The following is a 16604-nucleotide window of genomic DNA, read 5'->3' on the forward strand; positions in this document are numbered from 1 at the left end:
TTATCGACCATTCGCGCCCGTTCTGGAGGCGACCGGTCGTTCGTCAGGGTTTACGCCTAATTTCACTAATCGTAATTGGTTTTACCATCCGTAAATCGCGTGACGTCATGTCATGACCCGAGAACGTGGAGAGACAGCAATGAACGCACCTTTGCGGCACCCAACCGAAGTCCAGCATGGCTACATGAGCGGTTTTGCCAACGAATTCGCGACCGAGGCGCTGGCGGGCGCGCTGCCCGCAGGCCAGAACTCGCCGCAGCGATGCGCCTATGGCCTGTACGCCGAGCAGCTCTCGGGCACCGCGTTCACCGCGCCGCGCTCGCACAACCGCCGCACGTGGTTCTACCGGATCCGTCCGGGCGCCGTGCATCAGCCGTTTGTGCCGGTTACGGCGCGCCTCGATGTGAATGGCGCGCCGCGCCTCGTCGCCGATTTCGGCGATGTGCCGCCCACGCCGCCCAACCAGCTGCGCTGGGATGCGCTGCCCATGCCAACGGAGCCCACCGATTTCATCGACGGCTGGGTGACGATGTCGGGCAACGGCTCGGCGGCCTCGATGAGCGGCTGCGCGATCCACCTGTACGCGGCGAACCGGCCGATGGTGGACCGCTTTTTCTACAACACCGACGGCGAGCTGCTGATCGTCCCGCAGCAAGGGCGTCTTGCCATCCGCACGGAGATGGGCCGGCTCGACGTCGAGCCCTTCGAGATCGTCGTGATCCCGCGCGGTGTGCGCTTTACGGTGGATTTGCCCGATGGCGAAGCACGCGGCTATATCTGCGAGAACTTCGGCGCGCTCTTGCGTCTGCCCGATCTCGGCGTGATCGGCTCGAATGGTCTCGCGAATCCGCGCGACTTCCTCACGCCCGTCGCCGAGTATGAAGACCGCGAAGGCGAGTTCGAACTCGTTACCAAGCTTGACGGCCAGCTCTGGCGCGCCGACATCGGCCACTCGCCGCTCGACGTGGTGGCGTGGCACGGCAACTACGCGCCCTACAAGTACGACCTGCGCCGCTTCAACACGATCGGCTCGATCAGCTATGACCACCCCGATCCCTCGATCTTCCTCGTGCTGCACGCGCCCACGGACACGCCGGGCGTCGACTCGATCGACTTCGTGATCTTCCCGCCGCGCTGGCTCGCGGCGGAGAACACGTTCCGTCCGCCCTGGTATCACCGCAACGTGGCGAGCGAGTTCATGGGCCTCGTGCACGGCGTGTACGACGCCAAGGCCGAAGGCTTCGTGCCGGGCGGGGCGAGCCTGCACAACTGCATGTCGGGTCACGGCCCGGATGCCGAGACCTTCGAAAAAGCCTCGCATGCCGACACGACGAAACCGCACAAGGTCGGCGACACGATGGCGTTCATGTTCGAGACCCGCACGCTGATCCGCCCGACGCGCTACGCGCTCGAAACGAGCCAGCTGCAGGCGCATTACTACGAGTGCTGGCAAGGCCTCACGAAACACTTCAATCCGGAGCAGCAATGAACAGCACCATGACGGACGAACTCAAGGCAACGCTCGACGCGAGGCGCAAGAGCTGGGTCGAGAGCGCGAACGACGCGCAGTGCGATTTCCCGATCCAGAACCTGCCGTTCGGTGTGTTCAGCGATACCCACAACGCAAAGGCGCGTGTGGGCGTGGCGATCGGCGACCTCGTGGCCGACCTTGCGGTGCTGCACGAAGCCGGGCTGCTGAGTCTGCCCGCGAGCGCGCAGCAAGACGTCTTTGCGCGTGCCGCGCTGAACGACTTCATCGCGCTTGGCCGCGAGACGTGGCGCAGCGTGCGGGTGCAGCTTTCGTCGCTGCTTGCGCGCGAAACGGCCGCGCTGCGCGACGACGCGGCGTTGCGCCAGCGCGCCTTCGTGAAGCTCGCCGACGCGAAGCTGCATCTGCCCGTGCAGATTCCGGGCTACACCGACTTCTACTCGTCGAAGGAACACGCGACGAACGTCGGCTCGATGTTTCGCGATCCGAAGAATGCGCTGTTGCCGAACTGGTCCGAGATGCCGATCGGCTATAACGGCCGCGCTTCGTCGGTGGTGGTGAGCGGCACGCCGGTGCACCGCCCGAACGGCCAGTTGAAGCTGCCAGATCAGGATCGCCCGGTGTTCGGCGCGTGCCGCAAGCTCGATATCGAGCTGGAAACGGGCTTCATTGTCGGGCGCGGCAATGCGCTCGGCGAGCCGATCGCGTGCGAAGACGCCGAGGACCACATCTTCGGCATGGTGCTGCTCAACGACTGGAGCGCGCGCGACATCCAGCAATGGGAGTACGTGCCGCTCGGGCCATTCAACGCGAAGACCTTCGCTTCCACGATCTCGCCGTGGGTTGTGACGCTCGACGCGCTGGCGCCGTTCCGCGTCGCGCAGCCGGTGCAGGAACCGCAGCCGCTCGAATACCTGCGTCACGAGGGCAACCACGCGTTCGACATTTCGCTCGAAGTGCTGATGCGCCCAGATGGCGCGGCCGAGGCGACGACCATCGCGCGCACGAATTTCCGCCACATGTACTGGTCGATGGCGCAGCAACTCGCGCATCACACCGTGGCGGGGTGCAACACGCGCGTGGGCGACCTGATGGGTTCGGGCACGATCTCGGGCCCGACGCCGGACTCGTTCGGCAGCCTGCTCGAGCTCACGTGGAACGCGAAGAATCCGCTCGAACTGAAGAGCGGCGGCACGCGCGGCTTCATCGAAGACGGCGACGAACTCACGCTCGCGGGCTGGTGCCAGGGCGATGGCTATCGCGTGGGCTTTGGTGCCTGCGTCGGCAAGATTTTGCCTGCGGTGAAGTGATTTTGTTTGGGCTGCGTGCGGAGTTGGCCTTTCCTTGTTTTCGTGTCGGTATGCCTGGGTTGCCCCTGTGCGGGGCGGCACCTCCTTTCTTTGCCGCGGCAAAGAAAGGAGGCAAAGAAAGCCGCTCAAACCGCCAGCGCCTGCCACAGTTCACATCTCGACATGAATGGTTAATGGCTCCGGAGCGTCTGTCGCCTCGCACCTTCAAGGTTAGTGACAAGGCGCTCCTACTTCCGGCGGCGCTACGCGCGCCGAGGGGCATAACCCCACACCGTTGGGACGCGTGCATTAGCGTGAAACCTGAAATGCCTCTTGGTTTTCCCATGCAGACCCAACCGCAGCTAGCGTAGCGAACAGCGGGAGGAATGACTGCTTTGTCACTAACCTGGGGGGTGCGAGGTGACAGACGCTCCGGAGCCATTCACCATCGATGGCGCGAGGCGAACCGTGGCAGGCATTAGCGGTTTGAGCGGCTTTCTTTGCCTCCTTTCTTTGCCGCTGCAAAGAAAGGAGGTGCTGCCCCGCACAGGGGCAACGCTGGCATACCGACACGATCACAAGTAAGCAAGTAACCCACCCGCCTATGCGCGCGCTTGCGCCAATCCTCGCGAGCGCTCCCAGCGCAGCGCGCCGAGAAACACCAGTGCGCCCGCAAACAGCACCCACAGCATGGCGTCGCGGCCCGCGTGCTCCATCAGTGCGCCGGTGACGATCGGGCCGCCGAAGCTCGCCGCGCTCCACGCCGCGCTCACGAGCGCGCTCGCGGAAACGAGCGCGACGCCCTCGAAACGCTCGCCGCAGGCCACGATGGCAAGCGTATAAATGGAGCCTGCCGCCGCGCCCAGCACGAAGAGGAGCGGCCAGCGCAGCCAGGGCGTATCGACGACGAACGGCAGCAGCGGCAGCAGCGCCGCGACGATCACGCCCATGAGCGCATGCACGCGCTCGCGGCCGAGCCGGTCGGCGAGCCAGCCGATGGGGAATTGCATGGTGGTGTCGCCGAGCAGCACGACCGAAGCGAACAGCACGGCCACTTCGGTGTCGATGCCGTGACCCATCGCGAAGAGCGGCAACAGCGACAGCGCGAGCGTGTCGAACAGCGCGAAAAAGCCGGTGGCGACGATGAGCGCGGGCATCTTCGGCATCACGTGACGCCAGCTTCCGGGCGGCTCGTGCATGTCGGTTTGCTGCGGACTCGTGCGGATCGCCGCGAGCATCGGCAACGCGATGAGAAAGAGCGCGCCGCAGATCGCGAAGCGCCACGCCGTATAGCCCGCGATCTGGCTCACGAGCACCGGGCCCGACATCTGGAACAGCGTGAACGTGGTCGCGTAGATGCCCACCACGCGCCCGCGGTTCGAATCGTCGGCGAGTTCGTTGACCCAGGCTTCGCCGATCGTGAAGAGCAGCATGAGCGCCGCGCCGCAGAGCATGCGCAGGAGCGCCCAGAGCCATAGATTGGCGCTTGCCTGCATTAGCGCAGTCGCGACGGCCACGGTCAGCACCGAGCCGACGATCACCTGGCGCGAGCCGAAGCGTGTGGAGATCCATGCCGTGAACGGCACGACGGCGAGGCCCCCCAGCGCCTGGGCGGCAGTGAGCAGGCCGACGATGGCGGCGCCGTAGCCGGCGTCGGTAAGGGCGAGCGCCGTGAGCGGAAGCGTCGCGCCGGAGCCTAGGCCGACCACGGCCACGCTCAGGATCAGCGCGAGAAAGTCGCGGGTGAGGACGGTTTTCATCAGATGTTGCTCCGAGAAACCCCGATCGTCAGGGCCCCTGCAGGGCGGGGAGTGAAAGGAGTGCAGCCGAAGGCTGCATCGCTGCGTCACCCTCAAACTAGAGCATGGTATTGTATGAATAATGAACATCAAGCGCGCCTACCGATTTCGGTTCTACCCGACGCTCGAGCAAGCCGCAGTGCTCGCCAGGACGTTTGGCTGCGCGCGTTTCGCCTACAACCACATGCTTCGGTTGCGTACCGATGCCTGGTTTCAGCGTCAGGAGCGTGTCAACTACCACGAGACCTCCGCTGTACTAACGGCGCTTAAAAAAACGCCTGAGCATGTGTGGTTGAATGAAGTTAGTTCGGTGCCGGTACAGCAGGCGCTTCGGCATTTGCAGACGGCGTTCGCCAACTTCTTCGCAAAGCGGGCGAAGTATCCGAGCTTCCGTCGCAAGGATGGCGCCCAGTCAGCCGAGTACACGGCGAGTGCTTTCAAGTGGCACGGCGGGGCACTCAAACTGGCGAAAATGGACGAACCACTGGCAATCCGCTGGTCACGCACGTTGCCGAAGGGCGCAAAGCCGACGACAGTTACCGTGTCCAAAGATATGGCGGGTCGATACCATGTCTCGATCCTTTGCGACGACGTTGTGTCGGAGAAGAAGAAGGTGACGGGGCAAGTCGGAATCGACCTTGGGCTGACGCACTTCGCAATCCTCTCGACTGGAGAAAAGTTCGGCGCTCCGAACACGTTCCGCGGGTACGAAAACAAGCTCGCGAAGCAGCAGCGCAGGCTTGCGAAAAAACAGATGGGATCGGCTCGCCGCATGAAAGCGAAGCTGAAGGTTGCAAAACTGCATACCAGGGTGGCAGACGCCCGCAGGGACTTCCTGCACAAACTTTCGACCCGGTTGATAAACGAGAACCAAGTGATCGCCATCGAAAGCCTTGCCGTCAGCAACATGCAGAAGAACAGCCGCCTGGCGAAGTCGATCAGCGATGCAAGCTGGTCGGAGTTCGTGCGGCAACTGACGTACAAAGCCGGGTGGTACGGGCGCACGCTGATCGGAATCGACCGCTGGTATCCGTCCAGCAAGCGATGCAGCGACCGCGGCCATACGGTGCAGAAAATGCCTCTCGGCATGCGCTCGTGGACGTGTCCGGAATGTGGGTCAACACATGACCGCGACGTGAATGCTGCTCGTAATGTTTTGGCAGCGGGGCTCGCGGTGTCAGCCCATGGAGAAAGCCTAAATCCCATGTCTCATTGAGATGATGTTGGGTTGCATTCAGTGAAGTGGGAATCCCCTCCCTTCAGGCCTTCAAGGAGGGGGGGTAGCCAACGGGCGAGATGCTACTGGCGCGGGTGATCGCGTCGGCTCGGTAACCGGTCGCTGCAAGGCGCCGCCGAGCGGGCTCCGACACAATTCGCTGTAGGGCGCATCATATAGAGGGAAACGCTTGTAGCGCGCGTCAGCATATCAGGCGCAGCTCGTGGGCGCTGTCACCGCCGCGCGGAGGCGTGCACGCCGCTCAAGCTGCGCCGAAACCAGCGTGAGCGCGAGCGCCGCGAGCGCGGTGGCCACGCCCACCCACGGCAGCGCCGTGAGCGGTGCGCCCGCGCTGATCGCCACGCCCCCAATCCACGCGCCGCCCGCATTGCCGAGATTGAACGCGCCCTGATTGAGCGTGGAGGCGAGGTTGGGCGCATCGCTCGCGCGGTCGACGATCAGGATCTGCAGCGGCGGCACGATCGCGAACGCGAGAATGCCCCACACGAAGATCGTCGCCATCGCCGCGATCGGGTCGTGCATCGTCAGCGAAAACACGCCGAGCACCACGGCGATCATGGCGAGGAACGTGAGCAGCGAGCGCATGAGCTTCCAGTCGGCGAGCTTGCCGCCCAGCGTGCTGCCTACCGTGAGCCCAAGGCCGAACAGCAGCAGCACGAACGTGACTTCGTGCGGCGAGAAACCGGTCACGTCCTCGAGAATCGGCGTGATGTAGGTGAACACCGCGAAGAGGCTGGCCGAGGCCAGCACGCTCATGCCGAGCACCATGAGAACTTGCGGGTTCTTCAGCACGCCGAACTCATGCACGAGGCTCGCCTTCTGCATTTCGATCTTCGCGGGCAGGCACACCTGCAGCGCCGCCGCCGCGAGGATGCCGATGGCCGTCACGGCCCAGAACGTCGTGCGCCAGCCGGCGATCTGGCCGAGCGCCGTGCCGAGCGGCACGCCCAGTACGTTCGCGAGCGTCAAGCCCGTGAACATCAGCGCGATGGCCTGGGCGCGGCGGTTCGGCGCCACGAGTCCGGCCGCGACCACCGAGCCGATGCCGAAGAACGCGCCGTGGCAGAACGCGGTGACGATGCGCGCGGCCATCAGGATCGAGTAGTTCGGGGCGAGCGCACACAACAGGTTGCCGACGATGAAGATGCCGATCAGGCGCATGAGCGCCTGCTTGCGCGGCACATTGGCGATGGCGATGGCGACGATGGGCGCGCCGATCGTCACGCCGAGCGCGTAGGCCGAGACGAGCATGCCCGCCGCCGGGATCGAGACGCTCAGGTCGCGCGCGACGTCGGGCAGCAGGCCCATGATGACGAATTCGGTGGTACCGATACCAAAGGCGGCTACGGCAAGGGCGAGAAGAGGCAAGGGCATGGCGTGTGTTCGGCGCAGGACGGCGCCGTGCCTTAAGCGCGAAGCCGTTTTATTTAAGTCAACGCGGAATTGTACTGAAACCAGACACAACGCATACGGCACGCATTTTCTATGCTGTTGGGAAAACAACAGCTTTTCTCGCCGGCCCCTGTTCACCGTTCCTTCACATTTCTTGACGATTTCTACAGGTTACGTGCATGGCGCAACGCGCTCGCGGGCAGCACGATACCCACACGATCCAACGAGCGAAACAGTCCGCCATCCGGTCCGCCCGCCGGCGGGCGCCGCCCTCGCGTCGTCCGTCCCGCGCATGACGGAACCGAACTTGCGCAACCCTCCTGGAGCGATGACATGAATACGATGACCACAGTACGCATCGCGGTCGCCGCAGCGGCCGCGTTATTCGCAGGTAGCGCGCTGGCGCAATCCCAGAGCGACGACCCCACACAACAGGCCAGCACGCCGCCGGCTGCGCAGGACGTGGGCGGCTCGCCGATGTCGACAGGTGCTTCGGGCGCGCCGATGGCGCTCACGCATGCGCAGGTCTATCAGGATCTGGTGCGCTCCGAGCAATCGGGCCAGCAGAAGGCGCTGAGCGAAGGGCTCTATCACGGTAACTGAGCCGGCAACGAGGTAGACAGAAAATACCCAGCTATCAGGACGGCGACCCGACGCGCGCTCGCAATCTGCGCCAGGCGCTCAGCGTGTCGGGCCGCCGCCAATATGTTTTTCGATGAGCCGCATGCGCCCCGTTGGACGCCAGGGCGCGAACCACGGATTGGTGCGCAACTCGCATAGCCGCGAACTGCGCTCGGCCAGCGCCGTCTCGAGCCAGCGGAACATTTCGTCGGGCTGCGCCAAGCGCGCGTAGGCCTCGGCGATGAGCAGCGGCGAGGTGTACCGGGCCCGGCGCCGCGCGAGCAGGTCCTCCAGATACCAGCGCAGCACCGCGTCATAGCCGCCTGTTTCCCAGCGAGCGCGAATGGTGGTCGCGCGCGCTTGCTGGTTGCAGCGTCCGAGCGCCTCCACGGTCGCATCCACGGCCTGCGCGTACAGCTTTTTCACTTCGAACGCGGTAGCGAGCAACTGATAGACGAGCGGCGGATGGTCCATGTGCCCCGGCGCGAGATACTCGCTGACGACTTCCGCATGCCGGCCCGACATCACCATGCCGAACGCGCGCGACCCCTGGAACGCCAGCGGATCGATGCGTTCGGCGCGCTCCATCGCGGCGTCGCCTTCGGCGCGGCGTCCCGCCGCCACGAGCATGCGCGCATAGAGCCGATGCGCTTCCGGGTAACTCGGGTTGCGCCGTAGTGCAGCCTTGAAGCCGGCCTCGGCCTGGTCCCAGTCCCAGTCGTAAAAGTAACGCACGGCCGCGAGCGCGTGATGCGCCTCGGGCAGGTCCGGGTCGAGTTCGAGCGCGCTTTCGGCAAGCGAGCGCGCGACCGGCCAGCCATCGTCGGGCGCGACGAAGCCATGCACCACCGTCGATCCGTAGTAGTTCGAAAGGCCCGTGTAGCCGAGCGCATAGCTCGGGTCGTGCTCGAGCGCGGACTCGAAGTAGGTTCGGCTGCGCACGAAGTCTTCACCGTCGATGCCGTGATGCGCGCAAAAGCCCGCTTCGAAATGCACGCGGCGATACCAGAAGAAACGCCCTCGCACATACGCGTCATGCGCGGCGGGATCGACAGGCAGGCGCCGCTCGAGGCGCGTGCGCTGCTGCTCGGAAAGCGTGGACGCCAGGTTCTCGGCGAGCGCCGCGACCGCTTCCTTGAGGATGTCGAGCGCGCCTTGCGTGGCGCTTTCGTGCGCGCGGCTCCAGATCTGCGCTTCGTCGGCGCAGCGGATCAGACGCGTGAGGATGCGGGTTTGCTGCCCCGCGCGCGTGAGCGAGCCTTCGAGCACGTAGTCGAGCTTCAACTCGCGCGCGATCTCCCCGATGCTCTTTTGCGTCGCGCGGTAACGCGCTGCCGTGGTGCGCGCGATCGTGAGCAGGCGCTCCGGGTTGAGCGCGCCGAGCGTGACCGAGATCTCGTCGGCGAGCGCGCTGCACAGGCAGTCCTGGCTCGCGTCGCCTGTGTGGTTGGTGAACGGCAGCACCAGCATGCGGACGGCGGGCGGCGCGTGCTCGCTCTCGCGCGACGCGTGCGGGTCGCGCGCGGCAGCCGACGCACCGTGAACATCGGACGACTCGGGCAGGATGCCGTCGAACCGGTAGCCCTTGCCCTTCACGGTGATGAGGTGACGCGGATTGGCGGGGTCGTCGGCGAGCGCGATGCGGATCTTGCGGATCGCCGTGTTCAGGCCGTTGTCGGTGTCGCGAAAGGGGCTGCCGGCCCACAGCCGGTCGACGATGTCCGCGCGCGAGATCAACTCGCCGCGGCGCGAGGCAAGCAGGATCAGCAGATCCATGGGCAACCGCTCCAGTCGGACCTCCGTACCTTCTCGGCGCAACTGGTACCGCTCGACGTCGAGTTCGAAGTCCGCGAAGCGGAGGATTCGATCCGTCGGCATGAGATCTCTCCCGTGATGCGGCATCAGGGAAGGGGGGGGCGCCTGGGCGGTTCGTCTGAAGATTGCCGTTAGACGCAGGCGTACTCAGCGTCATGACACATGGCGGCAGGGACAGGGGTGGGGGCAGCGGCGCGGATCAATTTCAATGTAGCGGGTCGCGCGTGCGCCTTCAAGCGTCAAGCGCTGCGCACGGTGGCCATCGACACTTCAATCGACTATCGCGAGGTTCGCGTGCGATTTTCGTTTAGCTGACTACGGTTCGAGTGGATCGAGCGGTTCACCATGACGGCCCGCGCCGGCCGCGAAGCGCGCCGCGAGCGCGAGCCCTTCGTCGAGCACCGCGCGATAGCCGAGCGCGCCTTCGCGGCGCAGCGCCTCGGCAGTGTCGGGCAGCATGCTGTGTTCGAGCGCCGAGCGGCGGTCCGCGAGCAACGCCGCTTGCGGCAGCGCCGCGAGTTGCGCGGCCAGTTGCTCGGCGGCCTCGCGCGCGCCGCCTTTTGCGACCACACGATTGGCGAGGCCGAAGGCGAGGGCTTCCTGCGCATCGACGGCGCGCCCCGTGAGGATCAGATCGAGTGCGCGCGCCAGGCCGATCAGGCGCGGCAGGCGTACCGTGCCGCCGTCGATGAGGGGCACGCCCACGCGGCGGCAGAACACGCCGAGCACGGCGTCTTCTTCGACCACGCGCAGGTCGCACAGCAGCGCGAGTTCGAGCCCGCCCGCCACGGCATAGCCAGAAATCGCCGCGATCACGGGCTTGCTGAGCGACATGCGCGTGGGGCCGAGCGGGCCTGGGCCGCTGCCGTTGGCGTGAATTTCATTGCGGCGTTCGGGGTCGGCTAGCGCGTTGAGGTCTGCGCCCGCGCAGAAGGTGCCGCCCGCGCCGTACAGCACGCCCGCGAGCCACGCGGGGTTTTCTTCGAAGCGCGTAAAGGCGGCAGCGAGTGCGTTCGCCACGGGTCTGTCGATGGCGTTGCGCTGCGCCGGGCGGTCGAGCACGAGAATTGCTACACGCTCTTGAGTTTCGATACGGACATGCTCGCCGAAGGTTTCAATCGTCATGTGTCAGTCCTCGATGCGCCCCGCATTCGTCATAAAAATTTAATGGCTCATCCGTAGCTTAGGCCGGTTTAATTTCCTGAACTACGTTTTCCCCACCGCACGCATGCAATCGACGTCCATGTCCAGCATTACCTCCGTTTCGGATTCCTCGCCGTATCCCGCTTGTGGACCCTTGTGGACTGTCCCGTTGCCCGACCACGACGCGTATGACCATGTGCGCTTCAAGCGCGTCTTCACGACCGACGGGACGCGCCACGTCGTCGTGATCGTCGATCTGCACAGGCTGCTTCTCTGCGCCGACCGCGACGACACCGACTATGTGCTCAAGCCGGTCGACGACTGGCATAGCGGCAAGATTCGCGGCATTCGCGAGTTTCTCGATCCGGACAACGAGCGCGTGCCGCAGATGCCCTATGTGACGATCAGCAAACGCCGCGTGGCGGGGCTGGCCGGATGGTTCGGACTCGCGCACGAGGGCGTGGTGGCGTTTCGCAATGGCCAGCATCGCGCGCGCTACCTCGCGTGGGCGGGGGCATTGTGGCTACCCGTGGAAGTGCACGAGCGCGAAGCGGCATTGCTGCGCGTGCTGTGCGGCGCGGGCGACGTGGGCGGGCTGGTTCCGGTCGACGGCAGCTCGCCCCGGCTTTGATGCGCCGTCGCCGCGAACGGCATGTTCGCTAACGGCGCGCTCGCTTGCCGGCATGTTCTCAAACAAGCGGGCGCACGCGCGACGCACACACTACGCGCACCCGATATGTGCTCACGCCACGCTCAGCGGCCGGCTCGGTGCGCCAGTGGCACTCGCCGGCATGGGCGATGCATGACGCGCATGCTCGAAATGCTCGACGGTGTAGTCGACGAAGCGGCGCGTCTTCGCGGGCAGGTACTGGCGGCTCGGATAGACGATCGACATGCGCGTGTCGGGATCGTCGATGTCGTAGTCGGGCAGGAGCCGGCGCAAGGTGCCCGCGGTGAAGTCGTCGGCGACGAGCGGCGCGGGCACGATCGCGACACCCATGCCGGCCAGCGCGGCGAGCCGCACCATCAGCATGTTGTTGACGGCGTAGCCGGGCTGCAGTGTGACTTGCTGGGCGCGCTCGCCGGGCTTCGCGAACTGCCACGTCGCGCTGCGCTCCTCGGGAGGCAGCGCGACCGCCGCGCACTGCGCGAGCTGCTCGGGCGTATGCGGCTCGCCGTGCTCGGCGAGCCACGCGGGAGCCGCGCAGGGGACGAACGTCGTGGTGCCGAGCGCGCGCTCCACGCACTCGCCGTTGCGTGCGGGCGTAGCGCCGACGATGCCCACGTCGAAGCCGTCTTCCATGACATCCACGGCCCGTTCGGCGATCGTGAGGCGCACGTTCACGCGCGGATACAGACGCCGGTAACCGTCGATGAGCGGCGTGAGCGTGGCGAGCGAGAGCGCGCCCGCCGCCACCACGCGCAGCGTGCCGCTCGGCTCGTTTTCCGTGTGCGCCAGTGAGCGCTCCAGATGATCGAGTTCCTCGAGCACGCAACGACAGCCTTCGAGGTAGCGCTGGCCTGCCTCGGTAAGCGCGAGATTACGCGTGGTGCGATTGATCAGGCGTGTATTCAGGTGCGCCTCGAGCATCGCGACGGAGCGCGTGACGAGCGCGTTGGAGACGTCGAGCTGCTGCGCGGCGCGACGAAAGCTCTCGGTTTCCGCAACCCTGACGAAGACGCGCATGGCGTGGATCTGGTTCATGTGTAGCCTCGTATGCTCGATGCATGGACCGGTTGAGGGGCACCGCAACTGCTGGCGAAGTTGAGGAACGAAGCGGTGTGTCGCGTTGTTCTGGTCAATGTGCTTCGAATGAACGACTGCGATCGACGACTGCGGGAATCTAACAAAAATAATATTGACAGTCGGTGAGAATTACAATATCTATCTCAACACACTGCATCATTTCTTGCTTGTAAAAGATTCAATACGCAATCGGCATGTATTGAGTGAGGAATGTGTTGTGCGTTTTTGTCACTATCAAATTATTGTGCGTTGCGGATAACGTGTTTGCGTAATTCGCGCAAGCAACGGATATCTGTCAGAACTGCCAGATTCATGGCGGCTCCACCCTTTGCCTGCGGCCGATTGTGAATCATAGCGGTCTGTGAATTCCTCGTAATTGACAAGCCGGCATTAAGCGTGCATTGATTCTTTTGCTGCGTGAAGGAATTGTTGCGCGGGGGAGAATAACGACCGGCATTAGCATTGCATGTTATTTAATGTGCATTGCCGCCCGTTTTTTGAGCATCCTTTCGGGCTAACTAAAACGTAAATCGGCAGACCAGACATGATCGTCGAATTGCTGAAGTCGCAACCCGAGATTGCCCTGTTCGTGAGCCTCGCGCTCGGCTATCTGATTGGTTCGATCCGCTTCGGGCCGATCTCCCTCGGGGGCGTGTGCGGCACGCTGATCGTCGCGCTCGTGCTCGGGCAAACCGGCGCGCGCATCTCGCCGGACCTCAAGAACATTGCCTTCGCACTCTTCATCTTCGCGCTCGGCTTCACGGGCGGTCCGCAGTTTTTCGCGAACGTCGGTCGCGGCTGGCGCTATGGACTTCTCTCGATCGTCGAGATCGTCTCGGTCATGGCGCTCATCATGATCGCGGTCGTCGTGATGAAGCTCGATGCGGGCACCGCGGCGGGCCTGCTCGCGGGCGCGGCGACCGAATCGGCCGTGATCGGCACGGCTTCCGAGGCGATCACGCGGCTCGGACTGACCGACGCCCAGGTGAGCACGCTGCAGGCGCATATCGTGACCGCGTACAGCGTGAGCTATCTCTTTGGCCTCATCACCATCGTGCTCTTCACGAGCCAGATTGCCCCGCTGATCCTGCGCGTGAACCTGCGCGAAGAGGCCGCGCGCCTGTATCGCAAGCTCGGCGGCGACGGCGCGCTCGACGAAGGGCAACGGCTCGCGCTTGCGCCGCTCGAAGGTCGCGCGTTCAAGGTGGGCCCCGCGGCCGGCGCCGCAGTCGCCGCCTTCGAGGCGCGCTTTGGCAACAACGTCACGATCGAGTACGTGCTGCGCGATGGGCGCCAGCTCGACGCCAACGCGCAGTCCATACTGCAGCCGGGCGACATCGTGCTGATCGCCGGGCGTCGCGAAGCCGTGATCGAAGCGGCAAGCAGTCTGGGCGAAGAGATGCCGGGCGAGGGCTTGTTCAAGCTGCTCGCCAAACGCGTGGACGTGATGGTCACGCAGCGCGACGTCAACGGCCTCACGCTCGCGCAAATGCGCGAACGCGCCGCGCCGGAAGCCGGCCGCGGCATTTACGTGGGCGCGATCACGCGGCTCGACACCACAGTGCCCGCCTTGCCCGGCATGGTCGTGCATCGCGGCGACGTGCTGACGCTGGTCGGCACGCCCAGCGACGTCGCGCGCGGCGCGAAGCGTCTTGGCTACGTAATCCAGCAGACCCAGAAGACCGACTTCGTCTATCTGGGTCTCGGCGTGCTGGTCGGCATGATGATCGGGCGTTTCGGCGTGAACGTGGGCGGTGTCACGCTGGTGCTCGGCACGGGCGGCGGGTGCCTGCTTTCGGGTCTGTTTTTCGGCTGGTTGCGTTCGCATTTCCCCGTGGTGGGCTCGCTGCCCTCGGCCGCCGCGCAGGTGCTCAAGGACTTTGGTCTTGCCACCTTCATCGCGGCCGTCGGGCTCTCTGCCGGCCCCGACGCCATCAAGCTCGTGCGCGAGTACGGTCTCGCGCTGCCGCTCGCCGGCATTCTGATGGTGCTGATTCCCGGGCTCCTTTCACTCTGGATCGGGCACATGTTCCTCAAGCTCGAAGCGCCGATGCTGCTCGGCGCGATTGCAGGCCAGCAGTGCAGCACGCCGGCGATCAGTGCGCTCGTCGGCGTAGCCGGCAACTCGACTCCGGTGATCGGCTACACGATCACCTACGCGCTGTCGAACATCCTCTTGCCGCTCATGGGTCCCGTGGTGGTGGGGCTCGCGGCGAAGTTTGGTTGACGAGTTTTGGCTGGCGTTTTCGGCTCGATTTGACCGGCGGTGTTCCATTGCCGGCCGTCCCCAGCAGCAACGGGGGTTCTTTCCCAAAGCGAGGACACGATGGAATGGCTACATGACATCTTTCACAAATCCCCGGAAATCGCGCTATTTCTCTCCCTGGCCGTTGGCTACTGGATCGGCCAGATCAACTTCGGCAAGTTCCAGCTAGGCGGCGTGGGCGGCTCGCTGCTCGCGGCCGTCGTCGTGAGCCAGGTGGGCGTGACCGTCGACAACGGCGTGAAGTCGGTGATGTTCGCCGTCTTCATCTATGCCGTGGGCTACGACTCCGGCCCGGGCTTCTTCAACTCGCTCAACCGCAAGACGCTGCGCGAAATCGCCATGGCGGTATTCATGGCGTTGGCGGGTCTGGCCACCGTGCTGATTTGCGCAAAGCTCTTTCACCTCAACAAGGGCCTCGCCGCCGGTCTCGCGGCGGGCGGCATGACGCAGTCGGCCATCATCGGCACGGCCGGCGACGCGATCGCGCGCCTGGGGCTGCCGCCCGACCAGGTGAAGGCCATGCAGGCCGACGTCGCGATCGGCTACGCCGTCACGTATGTGTTCGGCTCGCTCGGCGCGATCATCGTCTGCGTGAACATCCTGCCGAAGTTCATGGGCCGCAGCCTCAAGGACGCCTCCGCGGACGCCGAGCGCGAGATGTCGGGCGGCAACGCCGCCGCGGGGCCGGGCCAGATCACGGCGCTGCCCGAGTTGTTCGGGCGCGTGTTCCGTGTCGAGAACGCCGCGGGCAAGACCGTCAAGCAGATCGAGCTGGCCGAGAGCGACCTGGTGGCGGTCGAGAAGATTCGCCGCGCCGGCAAGATGCTCGACGCCACCCCCGACTTCGTGCTGAGCCGGGACGATGTCGTGCTGGTGGTGGGCCGCCGCGAGCAAATGGTCGAAGTGGGCGCGCTGATCGGGCCGGAAGTGCCGGACTCGGGCGGCATGAGCCTCGTGATGCAAACGCGCCAGCTCGTGTTCACGAAGAAGGGCATGAACCACACGACGATTGCCGAAGTGCGCAAGAACGTGGACCGCGATCTGCGTCATGGCGTGTACATCGAGAAGATCGAGCGTGTGGGCCAGCCCGTGCCGCTCCTGCTTGAGACGAAGCTCGAGCACGGCGACGTGGTGACGATCTATGGCACGGCCACCGACACGAAGCGCGCCGTGCAGGCCGCCGGCTATGAACTCGCGTACAGCAACAAGACCGACTTCATCTACATGGGCGTGGGCCTCGTGCTCGGCTTGCTGGTGGGCTTGATCGTGGTGAACGTGGCCGGCATTCCGCTCACGCTCGGCTCCGGCGGCGGCTGTCTGCTCGCGGGGCTCGTGTTCGGCTGGATGCGCGGCAAGCACCCCATGTACGGCGTGATGCCGCCCGCGGCCTCGCAACTGCTCAAGGACTTCGGGCTTGCGGCGTTCGTCGCGGTGGTGGGGCTGAACTCGGGCCTGCAGGCCGTCGTGACGGTCAAGCAGAGCGGCCTCACCATTTTCCTGCTCGGCGTCGTGGTGACGATCGTACCGCTCATTCTCACGATGCTGTTCGGCCGCTACGTGCTCAAGTACAACAACGCGGCCATTCTCGCGGGTGCGCTGTCCGGCTCGCGCAGCGCGAACCCGGCCTTCGGCGGCATTCTCGACAAGGCGGAAAGCGCGGTGCCCACCGTGCCGTTCGCCATTACCTACGCGATCGCGAACGTGTTGCTCACGCTGCTTGGGCCGCTCGTGGTCGGTCTCGCATGACTTGAACCCAATGTGTGCTGCGCAGGGAAGCAAACGGCGCGCGGCACACGCAACGTCTTC

The 16604-nt window shown here is 65.0% G+C and carries 12 protein-coding genes; 7 read left to right on the plus strand and 5 right to left on the minus strand.

The genetic code is table 11. The features are described 5' to 3' along the window. Positions 1-139: 139 nt before the first annotated feature. Both hmgA and fahA read left to right on the plus strand, forming a co-directional pair. A complete protein-coding gene (hmgA, locus tag M3A49_RS10320) occupies positions 140-1489 on the plus strand; it encodes a homogentisate 1,2-dioxygenase (RefSeq protein WP_266228584.1) in 1350 nt (449 codons plus the stop codon). Then, entirely contained in the window at positions 1486-2799 is a 1314-nt protein-coding gene (gene fahA, locus M3A49_RS10325; RefSeq protein WP_266228585.1) for a fumarylacetoacetase, read from the plus strand. Before hmgA ends, fahA begins: the two co-directional genes overlap by 4 nt. 581 nt (positions 2800-3380) lie before the next feature. Here the strand turns inward: fahA and M3A49_RS10330 are convergent. After that, positions 3381-4538 carry an MFS transporter gene (locus M3A49_RS10330; protein WP_266228586.1) on the minus strand — a complete coding sequence of 386 codons (1158 nt, stop codon included), beginning with the start codon at positions 4536-4538 and terminating at the stop codon, positions 3381-3383. 121 nt (positions 4539-4659) lie between these two features. Between M3A49_RS10330 and M3A49_RS10335 the strand changes: the two genes are divergently transcribed. After that, complete coding sequence (locus M3A49_RS10335) at positions 4660-5793, plus strand: RNA-guided endonuclease InsQ/TnpB family protein (protein WP_266228587.1); 1134 nt, start codon at positions 4660-4662, stop codon at positions 5791-5793. A 210-nt stretch (positions 5794-6003) separates the two neighbouring features. Here M3A49_RS10335 and M3A49_RS10340 read toward each other — a convergent pair whose 3' ends face one another. Then, the gene (locus tag M3A49_RS10340) at positions 6004-7188 is read right to left on the minus strand and encodes an MFS transporter (RefSeq protein WP_266228588.1); all 1185 of its coding nucleotides are present in this window, start codon (positions 7186-7188) and stop codon (positions 6004-6006) included. A 351-nt stretch (positions 7189-7539) separates the two neighbouring features. On the opposite strand from M3A49_RS10340, the gene M3A49_RS10345 reads away from it, so the two are divergent. After that, positions 7540-7809: a hypothetical protein gene (locus M3A49_RS10345; protein ID WP_266228589.1), complete on the plus strand. Its 270-nt coding sequence runs from the start codon at positions 7540-7542 to the stop codon at positions 7807-7809. A 78-nt stretch (positions 7810-7887) separates the two neighbouring features. Here the strand turns inward: M3A49_RS10345 and M3A49_RS10350 are convergent, their stop codons facing one another. Together M3A49_RS10350 and M3A49_RS10355 are read right to left on the minus strand one after the other, a co-directional pair. Continuing rightward, positions 7888-9705, minus strand: a complete 1818-nt coding sequence (locus M3A49_RS10350; protein WP_266228590.1) for a winged helix-turn-helix domain-containing protein — start codon at positions 9703-9705, stop codon at positions 7888-7890. Between the two features lie 252 nt (positions 9706-9957). Then, positions 9958-10767: a crotonase/enoyl-CoA hydratase family protein gene (locus tag M3A49_RS10355; protein WP_266228591.1), complete on the minus strand. Its 810-nt coding sequence runs from the start codon at positions 10765-10767 to the stop codon at positions 9958-9960. A 118-nt stretch (positions 10768-10885) separates the two neighbouring features. On the opposite strand from M3A49_RS10355, the gene M3A49_RS10360 reads away from it, so the two are divergent. After that, a complete protein-coding gene (locus tag M3A49_RS10360; RefSeq protein WP_266228592.1) occupies positions 10886-11416 on the plus strand; it encodes a plasmid fertility inhibition factor family protein in 531 nt (176 codons plus the stop codon). Between the two features lie 111 nt (positions 11417-11527). On the opposite strand, the gene M3A49_RS10365 is transcribed toward M3A49_RS10360, so the two are convergent. Further along, positions 11528-12490: a LysR family transcriptional regulator gene (locus M3A49_RS10365; RefSeq protein WP_266228593.1), complete on the minus strand. Its 963-nt coding sequence runs from the start codon at positions 12488-12490 to the stop codon at positions 11528-11530. A gap of 586 nt (positions 12491-13076) precedes the next feature. Here M3A49_RS10365 and aspT (M3A49_RS10370) point away from each other — a divergent pair. Both aspT (M3A49_RS10370) and aspT (M3A49_RS10375) read left to right on the plus strand, forming a co-directional pair. Further along, a complete protein-coding gene (aspT, locus tag M3A49_RS10370; RefSeq protein WP_266228594.1) occupies positions 13077-14759 on the plus strand; it encodes an aspartate-alanine antiporter in 1683 nt (560 codons plus the stop codon). A gap of 99 nt (positions 14760-14858) precedes the next feature. After that, positions 14859-16544, plus strand: a complete 1686-nt coding sequence (aspT, locus tag M3A49_RS10375; protein ID WP_266228595.1) for an aspartate-alanine antiporter — start codon at positions 14859-14861, stop codon at positions 16542-16544. Positions 16545-16604: the final 60 nt, after the last annotated feature.

The sequence above is a fragment of the Paraburkholderia sp. CNPSo 3076 genome (assembly GCF_026343935.1).
In the GTDB taxonomy this organism is placed as follows: Bacteria; Pseudomonadota; Gammaproteobacteria; order Burkholderiales; family Burkholderiaceae; genus Paraburkholderia; species Paraburkholderia nodosa.